Genomic DNA, 13,286 nt, shown 5'->3' with positions numbered 1-13,286 from the left:
GCCCCCTATTTCTTTAAGTGATTGAGTTGAAGAACGGTGATTACAGTGGAGCTTAAGGATTGATCTTTGTTTCAAATACCTGCTTCCCATTTTCAAAAGTGAGAATTGTCAATGGTTTTACCGGATTATGCTGTTTGTCAAAAGCAAAATTACCGGTAACAAGTAATAAATCCTTTGTTTCTTCCAGTGCTTGTTTAATCTTTACCGGATCAGAACTGCCGGCACGTTTGATTGCATCGGCAAGTAAATATCCAGTATCATAGCCAAGTGCGTTAAAGGCATCTGGTGTTTCTTTATATTTAGCTTCGAAGGACTTAACAAAGTTTTGGACTTTTTCTTCTGAATCACCTGATGAATAGTGATTTGTAAAATATACATTAGTTAAAGCATCAGCACCGGCAATTTCGACAAGTGTTGGTGAATCCCAGCCATCACCGCCCATAAAAGGTGCTTCCAAGCCTAATTCTTTCGCTTGTTTTAAAATTAAACCGACTTCTTCATAGTACCCAGGAACATAGACAAACTCAGGATTTTTTGATTTTAATCTTGTTAATGTAGCACGGAAGTCTGTGTCCTTTGCCACATAAGCTTCTTCTGCAATTACTTTACCACCGCTCTCTTCAAAGGCCTCTTTAAAAGCATTGGCAAGGCCTTTAGCATAGTCGCTGGAGCTGTCAATAAGGATGGCTGCATTTTTGATGCCCAATTCATCAACAGCAAAATTAGCAGCGACCTTACCTTGGAAAGGGTCAATGAAGCATGTTCTGAAAATGAAATCGTTCAGTTTATTATCTTTAAATGTAATATCAGGGTTTGTTCCTGATGGTGTGATAATGGGAACCTGATTGTCCTGTGCAATTTGTACCTGCGCAAGGGTGTTGGTACTGGTTGCCGAACCAACAATGGCTGATACCTTATCCTGGTTAATCAGCTTGAGGGCACCGCTTGTTGCTTCAGCGGCCTCGGATTTGTTATCGGCTTTTACAAGCTCAATTTTCTTTCCGTCGATCCCTTCTTTATTAATTTCTTCGATTGCAAGGTCGAGACCTTCGGCAATTCCTTGACCATATGAAGCTACATTACCCGATAGTTCCAGGTTGGCGCCGATTTTAATGCTTTCACCGCTGCCATTTGATTCAGTACCAGACGTTTGCTCATCATTTCCAGAGCAAGCTGCCAAAACTCCAGCTGAAAGCATAAGTGACATGAAAAGAGCGTTTAACTTTCTTTTTCTCATACTTCTCCCCCTTGTAAAATGGTTTGGACTTTGTACTGATGTCTTCTTGGTCATACGTGAATAACAACTAAAATACATCTAATATTCTGAAAACATTGTACAAGATATCCCACGATTAGTCTATTTAATTAATTGAATTACCTGAATATTTAGTAAATTAGTTGGAGATGTTCTACATAAAACAACAATAATTTGAATAATAGGAAGATTAAAAAATGTAAAAGAGGAAAAAATAAGTAATAAAAAATAAAAGGAAAGTGAGGGAGAAAATTGATACAGGTTAAATTATTTGATGAGGAATACGAGAAAAATCTAGAATCAGAGATGAATCATTTTTTAAAGGATTTGGATGAACGGAAACTTGTGGATATTAAATATAATATTGCAGCAATGCCTGATGAGGAGGATGAGGAACAAATTTATTGCTTTTCAGCCATGATCATTTATCGAGCCTGACAAAGCAGGCTCGATTGTTTATAAATTTAATTACTATATAGAGCAGCGTTTAGCCCTGCTAGACGTCCGGTTACAAAAGCAGCTGTGATATTAAAACCGCCCGTATAGCCATGAATATCAAGAATTTCCCCGCAAAAATACAAGCCCTGCATTTTTTTTGAAGCCATTGTTTTCGGCTCAATTTCCTTCGTAGATACACCCCCGCCGGTTATGAATGCTTTTTCAAGAGAAAGCGTCCCGTTTACAGTAAAGCGAAATCTTTTACAGCCTTCAACGAAGCTTCGAAGTTTTTCATTTGAAAGAGTGGCAGCCTGTGCCATTGGGTCGATTTGACTGTGGTCAAGCAGAAAAAGTAAATAACGTTCCGGAAGTATATTTTTCAAGACATTTTTGATGTTCTTTTTTGGCTCAGCTTTTACCAGCTGCGAAAGCTCCTGGTAGAAACCTTCTTCCTTTTTATCCGGAAAGACGTCCAGATTAACAGTCACCTTTTTGTCATCTGACTTTTTCAACTCTTTCACAATAAACTGACTGCAGCGAAGAACGGCAGGACCGCTGATGCCAAAATGGGTAAAGATCATATCCATCTTATGTGTAATAACAGGTTTACCCTTTTTATTCAAAACACTTAAGGCAACATCTCTTAGTGACAATCCTTGTAATGTTTTTTCTTTTATAAAGGGTTCATTTGAAGTCACGGGTACCTCAGTAGGAAAAAGCTCTGTAATCGTATGTCCGGCTTTTTCAGCCCATGCATAGCCATCCCCGGTTGATCCTGTGTGAGGAACAGATTTGCCTCCAACAGCAATGACAACCGCATGTGTTTGAAGGCGTTCGCCATTTTTTAATAAAACGGCACTCACTCTGTCTTCATCATACTGTACCGTTTCTACAGGACAATTCGTTTTTATCTCAACACGAAGGTCTGATAATTTTCGCAGTAAAGCATCCACTACGGATTGGGCCTTATTACTAATAGGGAACATTCGACCGTGGTCTTCTTCCTTTAATTCAATCCCTAATTTCTTAAAAAATAGAATAATATCTTCATTATTAAAGATTGATAAAGCACTATGTAAAAATCGTCCATTTCCAGGGATGTGCTTAATCAATTCGTCAGTAGGAAGTCTGTTCGTTACATTACAGCGGCCGCCCCCTGAAATAGCCAGCTTTCGCCCAAGCTTGTTTCCTTTATCAAGGAGCAGCACCTTTGAGCCCGATTCTCCAGCAGCGATGGCAGCCATTAATCCGGCAGGACCTCCTCCGATTACAATTACATCATACATATAATAACCCTTTCTATTAAGTACTAGAATTCTTTATGAAAGAAGAGTAAACTACAACTAGTGTGTTTTCAAGTGAATTTGTACTATAATAGTCAAATTTACTTATGCATACAGCAAAAATAAGGTTTAAAATTACATATTGTCTGGCTTTTATCATAACAGTTATATTTACAAATTCCTACGTTGATAAGGAGAAGGAATGAATGTCATCTAAGCTTTTAAGAGGAACGTTTATATTAACACTCGGAACTATTATTTCTAAAGTGCTAGGTTTATTTTATGTGATTCCCTTTGATGCTATTGTTGGAAAAGAGGGTACAACGCTCTATCAATATTCGTATGTACCTTATACTATATTTATAAGTATTGCAACGGCAGGCATTCCGCTGGCCATATCAAAGTTTATATCAAAATATAATGCACTTGAGGAATATGCGGTTGGGAGAAGGCTTTTTAAATCAGGGCTAATTGTTATGCTGTTAACTGGATTTTTCTCGTTTTTAATACTATACTTTTCTGCTCCTGCATTGGGAGAGATGGTCATTCAGGACGATGACCAAGTGACAAAGGTAGAAGATGTCATAACCGTCATTCGTGCTGTCAGCTTCGCTCTTATCGTTGTCCCGTTTATGAGTTTAATTCGAGGCTTTTTCCAAGGACACCAATCCATGGGGCCGTCAGCTGTATCACAGGTAGTAGAGCAAATTGTCCGCATCGTTTTTCTATTAGCAGGTGCTTATATTGTTTTATCTGTTATGAACGGGAAAATAGCTACTGCTGTCAGTGTAGCTACCTTTGCAGCGTTTATCGGGGCAATCGGTTCCTTACTTGTGCTTTTCTGGTACTGGTATAAACGTAAGCCGTACCTTGATGAATTACTGCTGCATGATAAGGGAACGATTGAGATTTCGTTAAAAGATATGTACAAAGAAATTATTCTATATGCGGCACCCTTTGTGTTTGTCGGTATTGCGAATCCACTGTTTCAATTTATTGACCAAATTACGTTCAATAAGGCCATGGTTGAAATCGGCTTGGCCAAGCAATCGGATTTTGCCTTTAGTGCCTTGAATTTTTATTCACATAAGCTGGTTATTATCCCTGTTTCATTAGCAACAGCCTTTTCACTAACGCTGGTTCCTAATATTACTCAGACCTATATGGCAAATGATAGCAATGGATTAACTCGTCAACTGAATCAGACGTTCCAGGTTCTATTGTTTCTCACACTACCTGCTGTTATCGGAATGTCATTACTGGCAGAGCCTATCTATACGGCATTTTATGGTCATGACTTAGCGGGCACTGAGGTATTGCGTGCGTATTCACCTGTCGCTATTTTGTTTGCCTTATACTCTGTGACTGCGGCGATTATGCAGGGGATTGATGAGCAGCGGTTTACGATATTAAGTCTCTTAGTTGGATTGCTAATAAAACTAACGTTAAATATTCCGTTAATCAAATTAATGGAAACAGAAGGTGCGATCCTCGCAACTGCACTTGGATATGGAGCCGCCATTATTATTAATCTAATAGTAATAAAAATATATACCCGTTATTCCTTTAAATTGGTTTTACGCAGGATTCTTTTGATTATAATCTTTTCTGCTTTAATGTTTGCTGGGGCAGGAGGGACCTATATGCTGCTTACTCGTTTCTTATCCCCAGAGTCTGTCTGGCAGTCACTCATCATTATTATAGGCTGTGCTGCTATTGGTGTAGGTATTTATGGAATCCTTGGCATCAAATCTAGATTGGTGAATCGGCTGTTTGGTGATAAAGTAGACCGAGTCATGCAAAAGTTACATCTTAAAGGATAGGAAAAGGGTCTCCAAACTGGAGACCCTTGTTGTTATTTTTAGTAATATTGTTGATCTTCTTGACGAAGTCCAAGTCTTCTTTCGACGCGATCAAGACGGCGGTCAATCTGGTCTACTTGACGGTCCAATCTTTCAATTTGGCGCTCCAATCGAGTTAGACGTTGGTTTAAGTTACCAAAGCCACCACCTGGGAAAAATTGACCTTGTTGAGTTTGGCGATAATCCACCATTGGGTAAAAGTGTTCATATTGACGATAATCCATCATCATTTGACATCTCCTCACTTTATTTTTTTATATGAGACTAAAAATTGTATCTTGTGTGTTCGCCTCATAGTTAAGTTACACGATTACATACTATGATTTTTTTCTGAATTGGAAATGGATAATAGCCTATAATGGAAGAGAAGGAGTGATTTTGTGCGGATAGATAAAATGTTAGCGAATTTAGGCTATGGAAGTCGGAAAGAAGTAAAGGACCTGCTTAAGAGTGGAGTTGTGAAGGTAAATGAAATGCCTGTAAAGAATGGAAAAGAACAGGTTGACCCTAAAGTAGATATCGTAACGTTACATGGTGAGGTGATCGAATATAAGGAATATATTTATTTAATGATGAATAAGCCGCAAGGAGTCATTTCTGCAACAGAGGACCACTATGAAAAAACGGTTATTGATTTACTTGAGATGGAGGATGCTGTATATTCGCCATTTCCAGTTGGCAGGCTTGATAAGGATACAGAAGGCTTGCTGCTCTTAACAAATGATGGTCAGCTTGCGCATCAGCTCTTATCACCGAAAAAGCATGTGCCGAAAACGTATTTTGCAGTGATTGATCGAGAGGTTACAAATGCTGATGTTCAGGCCTTTCTTGAGGGTGTGACGTTAGATGATGGATATGTAACAAAGCCAGGTCAGCTGAAAATAATTAAATCAGGAATTCATTCAGATATCGAGTTAACCATTACAGAAGGGAAATTTCATCAGGTTAAACGGATGTTTGAAGCAGTTGGAAAAAAGGTTGTATACCTGCAAAGAATTTCGATGGGACCTTTACAATTGGATGAAAGTCTTGAACTGGGAGAATATCGGGAACTGACAGATGAAGAAATGACAGCCTTAATGGAAGTGAATACTAAATAAGCCATCTTCATACTGAAGACGGCTTACTCGCTTTCGTTTTTACGAAGTCAATTTAACTTTCTTTTTTGTTGTCGTCCATTTTCCTCGACTTGGGCTTCTGACTAAATCGTTGTACGCTAAGACATTTAAGTCTCTTTGTATCGTCCGAGGAGTGATTCCAAACTCATCTACAAGTTCTTGAGTTGTTACAGTTCCTCGATTGCTAATAAACATATAAACGGATTTGATACGGTTTAACATCCGGTTAGTTGAAGGTTTCAATAAACCACTCCCTATCCTAATTTCAAACCTATGACAAATTCCAGCATCCAACACTTTAGTGAAGATCGAAATCTCCCGAGAATATTCGCTTCTTTTCCCCAGACAACCCCTTTACACAACATATAGTAAGTACTTTGTTGAACTACCTCTACCTATATAATATCCATATTATCATAAGATTTCCACTATGTAGGACTGATTTTACAAAAGATTAACTTCATTTCGTATTATTTCCAAAATAAAAAGTAGGATAATATGAATACTTAAAACTACACTATGCAGAATATTCTAATAATATTAAAGAATTTCCAACAATGTTGAGTGTTTTTTGCATAATCGATGATGGTTTGGTAATGATTTAAGAGAAAAAGCAAAATAGAATGTACACTTTTTATCAATAAAGATTATGATATGATTTAATAAGGGTAAATAATATAAAGCGGCACACTGCTCTTTGTAACGGAGGTTTCAAATGGTACATATAAATTGGTCTGATGAAGTAGTAAAGAGAAGGGATGAGCTGATCCAAGACACGCAATCTTTACTGCGTATAAAAAGTGTATTGGATGAGGACAATGCAACAAAGGATGCCCCGCTTGGAAGCGGCGTTAAAGAAGCTTTGCTGTTTATGCTCGAAATGGGTGAGAAAGATGGATTTAATGCAAAAAACGTTGGGAATTTAGCAGGATATATAGAATTTGGACAGGGTGAAGAAAGTCTAGGGATTCTGTGTCATGTGGATGTTGTTCCAGAAGGTGATGGGTGGTCAAGTGATCCATTCGAAGCAGAAATTCGTGATGAAAAGATTTTCGCAAGAGGAGCGATTGACGATAAAGGTCCGACGATAGCTGCCTATTATGCAATGAAGATAGTTAAAGAATTAAAATTACCACTTAGTAAACGAGTTCGTATGATTATTGGAACTGACGAGGAAAGTGATTGGAGATGTGTGGAACATTACTTTGAACACGAGGAAATGCCAACAATCGGTTTTGCACCCGATGCTGATTTTCCAATTATTATTGCTGAAAAAGGCATTTTTGATTTTGATTTTGTTCAAGTAATGTCCGAAGAAAAAGCTGCCAATCCTGATGTGAAGTTAGAAATCATCAGCTTTGAATCGGGTAGAAGATATAATATGGTTCCAGATTTTGCGAAAGCTGTTGTACATGTTCACAAGGAAGAAACGGATATCATTCAGAGATATAAGGATTATGTACAAAAACAAGGATTAAAGGGAAACTGTTATGTGGATAATGGCAGCTTGATTCTTGAGCTAGAAGGAGTCTCAGCGCATGGAATGGAGCCTGATCAGGGGAAGAATGCAGGCCTTTTCTTAGCGAGATTCATCTATGAAAACAAACCTGATCAACAGTCAGCACCATACTTTGAATTTGCTTCCCGATACTTATTTCGAGATTCAAGAGGGAAACAATTAGGAGTTTCCTATAGTGATGACATATCCGGAGAACTTACAATCAATGTTGGAAAAATGTCATTCAATCATTTAAAAGGTGGAAGGTTCGGACTAAACCTGCGCTATCCGGTTACAACTGATATAGAGAAGACAAAAGAGCTTTTGGAACTAATTGGCGGACAAAAGGGCTTTAAGATAGAGAAACTTTCTGATTCAAAGCCGCATCATGTGGATGAAAATCATGAATTAATTCAGGTCTTAAAGAAAGTATATGAAGAACAAACCGGTGAGAAAGCAGAGCTATTGGCGATTGGAGGAGGGACATATGCTCGTTCACTAACCTCTGGTGTAGCCTTTGGTCCCCTTTTCCCTGGCAGAGAGGATATTGCCCATCAAAAGGATGAGTACATGTACATTGACGATTTACTAAAAGCAGCTGCAATTTATGCGCAGGCGATTTATGAACTAGCCAAGTAACTGTCTTCTATTAGATAGGAAGAAAGGAAAGCACCCGTCATTTTGCCGGGTGCTTCTATCAGCTTTATCACTTTATCCATAACACATTCATAGAAGCTAAAGAGGGGTTGGAACGAATGGGGACACATTATTTTTGGGCTCTTGCATTTCCTCAAGCTGTGAAACAAGAAATGAATGAACAGCTTGGAGAAGCAAGGAAATATTTTCCTTTTAAGCGATGGGTTCATTTGGAAGATTTTCATATAACCTTTGCTTTCCTAGGCTCTGCGGAAGAACAAATGCTTCGCCGTTCAATAGAGTTAGTAGGTAAAGCAATTGAAAAAGAAAAGGAATTCCCTTTACGTATTCAGGGTCTTGGTGTATTTGGAAGTAGAAAGTCACCGCGAATATTTTGGGCATCAATTAATCAGGATGATAGGCTAACCTATTTGCAATCACTTGTTTTTAAAGCTTGCTTAGAATCTAGCTTTACATTGGAGTCACGACCGTTTGCACCACATATTACATTAGCAAGAAATTGGACTGGCACTGAGTTTGATCATAAATGGCTTGATACATATAATCCATTTCAAAAGAAACCGATTCCGTTTACAGCTAATAAAGTGGTTCTCTATAAAACAAACCTTGAAAAAATCCCAAAATATGAACCCATTGCAACCTTTTCACTGATTTCTGAATAGACTATAGAAGAAAACGAGGAAGAACACAATGGGTCAATTAATTAAATTACAAGATTATGCATCACGTTATGAACAGAATATTTTTCATTATCCCTCACGCTTTGTTACGTTAAAAAAGCAGCAATGGGAAAAGCTGCGGTACAATTGGGAGAATCCTGAAGCTGCTCCTGTACTAATCCAAAAGGATGATTCGAAAATAGAAGTGAAGCCACATCTTTTAAACAAGATAAAAACGCTGTTTTCCCGTAATAATGATTCGGAAACATTGTCAACGGATGAAAGTATGCTTCAAACTGGGGAGCCTGCTGAATTTGATCAGTTCACAGCTATGGTTCATTATGCAGAAACGGTTGATGATTTAAAGCTGCAATTTCTTAATCAGCTCTTTGATTTTCAATTGAAATGGGCAACCTCGACATTAACAGAAAAGTCGATAATGAATAAAAGATTCTTTTTTGATGAACATTTACGATATTTTCTGCAGCGATTTCCGGATACGTATCTTGTCCTATATCGGCCGATTTTTTTGTTAAAAAAGGCTTCGATTGAAGTAGAATCGATCTTAATTAGTCCGACAGATGTCTGGTGTATTACGTTTTTAGAGGATCACGATTTATCCGTATTTGTTGGCTCCAATCAAAAGTTCTGGGATGTCAGAACTAAGAATAAGGAGAAAAGAATTGTTAATCCGCTACTCTCAGCAAATCGAACAGAAAAGATCGTGAAAAAATTATTTCAGTTATACGAAATTGAGCTACCCATTCACAAAGTGATTCTGTCAAGAAATGGATTCATCGATTACCCGTTACCACCATATGATGTGACATTAATCGATAAACGAAACTACGAAGAATGGTTTACCTCGTTAAGGCGGCTTAGGTCCCCTTTAAAATCAACTCAATTAAAGGGCGCAAAAGCATTATTAGATTATTGCCAAACGACTTCCATCAGGCGTCAGGAATGGGAAGTAGATGAAGGAAACGAAAAATAGCTTTTAAATTTGCCGCTTAAATTACATGATTTTCAAATAAAAGGAAGTGAAGGGAATGAAGAGAAATGATTGCCATTGAACGGGAATATCAAGCCTATCTAGATGAAATGAAAATAATCACAATCATAATCCCTCATGCTCTTCATCACGACGATGAGAGAACCTTTACATTGGAATGTGATGGGGATGAAATTCCGCTTACTATTGTTGAAAAAATAAACCTCAATGAATTTATAAAATACATCTGCCATACACAGGAAGAATTGATTATTGGTAGTCAGTATTGGGTTAAGGATCATTTACAAAGGAAAACAGATTTGCAAGTTGGAGCAGTAACGAGAACAAGTGCCTTCGATGAAGCTTTCTATTATGACGGACCATTGGGTGTCTCCTATCAAACCAATCACACGACCTTTAAGCTTTGGGCGCCAACGGCAACAGGTGTAAAGCTAAAATTAATTGCCTCTGACAGATGTAATCAGGAGATTATTGATTTAACGAGAGAGGAAAAAGGTGTTTGGAAGGTTGAAGTTCATCGGGATTTGGAGCATAGCCTTTATACGTATTTAGTTTGTATAAATCTACAATGGAAGGAAGCTGTTGATCCCTATGCGGTCGCAGTCACTGCGAACGGAGAAGAAGGGGTAATCATTGATTTAAATAAAACAAAGCGTTTGGAAAAGAAGCTGTCCCCGTTAGAAAATGCAGTTGACAGTGTGATTTATGAAACCCATATAAGGGATTTAACGATTCATCCGAACAGTGGTGCTTCTCGAAAAGGAACCTATTTAGGTGCAGCAGAAATGGGCACAAAAACCAGAAATGGCACTGCAACAGGTCTCAGCTATATAAAAGAGCTAGGGGTCACCCACATTGAGCTTCTTCCGCTGCATGATTTTGCCGGAGTGGATGAACTCGGAAAGAAAGTGGAGTACAACTGGGGCTATAATCCTCTTCATTACAATGTTCCGGATGGCAGCTATAGTACAAATCCTCATGATCCATACAGCAGAATAAATGAACTAAAACAACTCATTGAGACGATCCATCAAAATGGACTCCGTGTAATAGTAGATGTTGTATATAACCATGTGTATGAAAGAGAAACATCGAGCTTTGAAAAAGTAGTGCCAGGTTATTACTTTCGCCATGATGAACACGGAATGCCTTCAAATGGAACAGGGGTAGGGAATGATATTGCTTCAGAGCGGAAAATGGTAAGGAAATTCATTCTCGATTCCGTATTATTTTGGCTGAAAGAGTATCAGGTTGACGGGTTTCGCTTTGATTTAATGGGGATTCTAGATATGGATACAATGAATGAAATCAGGTCTGCGGTTGATCTAATTGATCCATCAGTACTATTAATAGGTGAAGGCTGGGATCTTAATACACCTCTTCCAAACGAACGAAAAGCGAATATCCATAATCAAAGCAGTTTGCCGCGAATTGGTCAATTTAATGATTGGTTTCGTGATTGTATTAAAGGCAGCACATTTAACACGTACGATTTAGGCTATGCACTAGGAAATGAACATTATTATGATATGGCACTACAGGTACTTGCAGGAAGTATCGGGGTGAATCATCATGAAGGGCTATTTTCTGAACCGAACCAAAGTGTGAACTATGTTGAATCACATGATAACCATACATTATGGGATAAACTGGCTGTTTGCTTGCAAAATGAGGATCCATCAAATATCCAAAAGTATCATCGTCTTGCAACAGTTATGGTGCTGTTATCGCAGGGAATTCCCTTTCTCCATAGTGGACAGGAGTTCTTTCGTACAAAAAAAGGAGAGGGAAACAGCTATAAATCGAGTGATGAGATTAATCAGCTTGACTGGGATCGTAAGGACGAGTTTTGTCATCATGTTGATTATATAAAAGGAATAATAGCAATCAGATTATCTCACCGTGCCTTTCGCTTGCCTGCTGCTGACTTGATTCGAAAACATATGTGTTTTTTATCTTTAAAGAAGCCGCTTATCGGCTGGATTTTGCAGGATGTTGACAGTTATGGACCATGTCAGTCTATCGCCGTATTTCTCAACCCAACAAAGACAGCTGAAGTCATCACTCTACCAGATGGGGATTGGCGTATAGTGGCCGATGATGAGAAAAGCGGCATCATTCCAATAAATCATGTGAAGGAAAAGTTGGAATTAAAACCGATTAGTACGTATGTATTATTTAAGGACTAAATTTCAATTTGACAAACGAAAACAAAGGATGGTCTTGACGGCTTAGGAATGTGAGGATAAAATTTAAAAGATGGCTATTGTAAAATATTATCGCTCAATAGCTGTCTTTTTTACATATAAAACTTAGATATCGCATAAGCTTGGCGTCTAATCTCTCTTTAAAGGGGAAAGCAGGCGCTTAAAGCTTTTTAGGCAGTTATTAGAAATTGCAGGTGAACAGCATTGGAACACTTTTTTGGACATGATTGGGAGATCGTTCCCGCAGGCGGAGCAACCGGGGAAGCCTTTTATGCACAACACGAAGAAAATCAATATTTTCTAAAACGAAATACTTCTCCATTTTTGGCCAGCCTATCAGCAGAAGGCATTGTTCCTAAGCTTGTATGGACCAAAAGATTGGAAACCGGCGATGTTTTTACTGCGCAGCAATGGTTAAATGGACGGGAACTGCAGCCTTCAGAAATGAACCAAGAAAACGTCGCGAAGCTCCTACGGAAAATCCATAAGTCAAAGCCGCTGCTAAGTATGTTAAAGCGTCTTGGGAAAACTCCTATGCAGCCTGTAAAGATTTTGCAAGCAATTAAACAGGATTTGGATAATGAGATTCGCCAACTTGATTCTGTAAAAGCGTCACTCAAATTCCTTGAGAGTCATATGAATGGGATTCATTATGAAAATAAAGTGGTGTGTCATTGTGATGTGAATCATAACAACTGGCTGCTTGATGAAAACAACCAGCTGTATTTAATTGATTGGGACGGGGCTGTTGTAGCAGATCCTGCCATTGATATCGGTACATTGCTTTATTGGTATATACCGAGAAATGAATGGGAGGCATGGCTGAATCTCTATGGTATAGCATTAGATGATCATTTACTGCTACGTATGAAATGGTATGTTATGGCTCAGACTCTTGCTTCTATTCAATGGCATAAAGATAAGGCACGTCTTGCCGAAATGAATAAAGAGCTAGACAGGCTGTATCAATACCTGTCATTATGATAGCTGGTCCATATTGTCAACCCATTGCGATAACTGCTGCTGATGTGATTCAATATGAGCATCTAGATTTGATGCATTGATTCCGCTTTGACTGTAATCATAAATTTGACTGAGAACCTGTTTGTCGCTTTGATCGATATTGGAATTAACCATTAATGATTTTATTAAGCGTTCTAATTGTTCACATTCAGAGACAGACCCGCAGCAATCTGTCTGATGGTTAGATAAAATATCCTTTAGTAAATTTACTTGATCCTGATATTGAAGTGGCATGCTAATACATCCTTTCTGTCAGTCTCCTACGTAAAAATGT

13 protein-coding genes are annotated in these 13,286 nt (G+C 38.3%); 8 read left to right on the top strand and 5 right to left on the bottom strand.

Features of this window, described 5'->3' with window-relative positions; translation table 11 throughout:
* Positions 1-52: 52 nt before the first annotated feature.
* Positions 53-1,237, bottom strand: coding sequence for an ABC transporter substrate-binding protein (locus ACHUFV_RS15400; RefSeq protein ID WP_394235623.1), 1,185 nt, complete (start codon positions 1,235-1,237; stop codon positions 53-55).
* A 270-nt stretch (positions 1,238-1,507) separates the two neighbouring features.
* Here ACHUFV_RS15400 and ACHUFV_RS15395 point away from each other — a divergent pair, with 270 nt between their 5' ends.
* On the top strand, positions 1,508-1,693 hold the full coding sequence (locus ACHUFV_RS15395) for a sporulation protein Cse60 (RefSeq protein WP_394235622.1): 186 nt from the start codon (positions 1,508-1,510) through the stop codon (positions 1,691-1,693).
* A gap of 26 nt (positions 1,694-1,719) precedes the next feature.
* Here ACHUFV_RS15395 and ACHUFV_RS15390 read toward each other — a convergent pair whose 3' ends face one another.
* Positions 1,720-2,979, bottom strand: a complete 1,260-nt coding sequence (locus ACHUFV_RS15390; RefSeq protein ID WP_394235620.1) for a BaiN/RdsA family NAD(P)/FAD-dependent oxidoreductase — start codon at positions 2,977-2,979, stop codon at positions 1,720-1,722.
* Between the two features lie 203 nt (positions 2,980-3,182).
* Between ACHUFV_RS15390 and ACHUFV_RS15385 the strand changes: the two genes are divergently transcribed.
* Complete coding sequence (locus ACHUFV_RS15385) at positions 3,183-4,799, top strand: putative polysaccharide biosynthesis protein (protein WP_394235618.1); 1,617 nt, start codon at positions 3,183-3,185, stop codon at positions 4,797-4,799.
* Positions 4,800-4,837: 38 nt separating this feature from the next.
* Here the strand turns inward: ACHUFV_RS15385 and ACHUFV_RS15380 are convergent, their stop codons facing one another.
* Positions 4,838-5,083, bottom strand: a complete 246-nt coding sequence (locus tag ACHUFV_RS15380; protein ID WP_394235617.1) for a hypothetical protein — start codon at positions 5,081-5,083, stop codon at positions 4,838-4,840.
* Between the two features lie 135 nt (positions 5,084-5,218).
* Here ACHUFV_RS15380 and ACHUFV_RS15375 point away from each other — a divergent pair, with 135 nt between their 5' ends.
* Positions 5,219-5,938: a pseudouridine synthase gene (locus ACHUFV_RS15375; protein WP_394235615.1), complete on the top strand. Its 720-nt coding sequence runs from the start codon at positions 5,219-5,221 to the stop codon at positions 5,936-5,938.
* A gap of 39 nt (positions 5,939-5,977) precedes the next feature.
* Here the strand turns inward: ACHUFV_RS15375 and ACHUFV_RS15370 are convergent, their stop codons facing one another.
* Positions 5,978-6,199, bottom strand: coding sequence for a DeoR family transcriptional regulator (locus tag ACHUFV_RS15370; protein WP_394235613.1), 222 nt, complete (start codon positions 6,197-6,199; stop codon positions 5,978-5,980).
* A gap of 472 nt (positions 6,200-6,671) precedes the next feature.
* On the opposite strand from ACHUFV_RS15370, the gene pepV reads away from it, so the two are divergent.
* The 5 genes from pepV (at position 6,672) to ACHUFV_RS15345 (ending at position 12,973) form a co-directional block, all read left to right on the top strand.
* Complete coding sequence (gene pepV / locus ACHUFV_RS15365) at positions 6,672-8,093, top strand: dipeptidase PepV (protein WP_394235611.1); 1,422 nt, start codon at positions 6,672-6,674, stop codon at positions 8,091-8,093.
* Between the two features lie 116 nt (positions 8,094-8,209).
* Positions 8,210-8,773: an RNA 2',3'-cyclic phosphodiesterase gene (gene thpR / locus ACHUFV_RS15360; protein ID WP_394235609.1), complete on the top strand. Its 564-nt coding sequence runs from the start codon at positions 8,210-8,212 to the stop codon at positions 8,771-8,773.
* A gap of 28 nt (positions 8,774-8,801) precedes the next feature.
* A complete protein-coding gene (locus ACHUFV_RS15355) occupies positions 8,802-9,764 on the top strand; it encodes a nuclease-related domain-containing protein (protein WP_394235607.1) in 963 nt (320 codons plus the stop codon).
* 65 nt (positions 9,765-9,829) lie between these two features.
* Entirely contained in the window at positions 9,830-11,971 is a 2,142-nt protein-coding gene (gene pulA / locus ACHUFV_RS15350; RefSeq protein WP_394235605.1) for a type I pullulanase, read from the top strand.
* Positions 11,972-12,193: 222 nt separating this feature from the next.
* The gene (locus ACHUFV_RS15345) at positions 12,194-12,973 is read left to right on the top strand and encodes a phosphotransferase (protein ID WP_394235604.1); all 780 of its coding nucleotides are present in this window, start codon (positions 12,194-12,196) and stop codon (positions 12,971-12,973) included.
* Here the strand turns inward: ACHUFV_RS15345 and ACHUFV_RS15340 are convergent.
* Complete coding sequence (locus tag ACHUFV_RS15340; protein ID WP_394235602.1) at positions 12,968-13,246, bottom strand: YtzH-like family protein; 279 nt, start codon at positions 13,244-13,246, stop codon at positions 12,968-12,970. The genes ACHUFV_RS15345 and ACHUFV_RS15340 overlap by 6 nt on opposite strands.
* Positions 13,247-13,286: the final 40 nt, after the last annotated feature.

This window comes from Niallia oryzisoli (genome assembly GCF_043641075.1).
Taxonomy (GTDB): domain Bacteria; phylum Bacillota; class Bacilli; order Bacillales; family Cytobacillaceae; genus Bacillus_BD; species Bacillus_BD oryzisoli_A.
The sequence above is the reverse complement of the archived record's forward strand: the minus strand, read 5'-3'. Positions and strand labels throughout refer to the sequence as shown.

Coding starts and splice junctions, on each gene's coding strand:
- ACHUFV_RS15355 (WP_394235607.1), top strand. CDS start 8,802: ATGGGTCAATTAATTAAATTACAAGATTATGCATCACGTTATGAACAG.
- pulA (WP_394235605.1), top strand. CDS start 9,830: ATGATTGCCATTGAACGGGAATATCAAGCCTATCTAGATGAAATGAAA.
- ACHUFV_RS15385 (WP_394235618.1), top strand. CDS start 3,183: ATGTCATCTAAGCTTTTAAGAGGAACGTTTATATTAACACTCGGAACT.
- thpR (WP_394235609.1), top strand. CDS start 8,210: ATGGGGACACATTATTTTTGGGCTCTTGCATTTCCTCAAGCTGTGAAA.
- ACHUFV_RS15390 (WP_394235620.1), bottom strand. CDS start 2,979: ATGTATGATGTAATTGTAATCGGAGGAGGTCCTGCCGGATTAATGGCT.
- ACHUFV_RS15340 (WP_394235602.1), bottom strand. CDS start 13,246: ATGCCACTTCAATATCAGGATCAAGTAAATTTACTAAAGGATATTTTA.
- pepV (WP_394235611.1), top strand. CDS start 6,672: ATGGTACATATAAATTGGTCTGATGAAGTAGTAAAGAGAAGGGATGAG.
- ACHUFV_RS15400 (WP_394235623.1), bottom strand. CDS start 1,237: ATGAGAAAAAGAAAGTTAAACGCTCTTTTCATGTCACTTATGCTTTCA.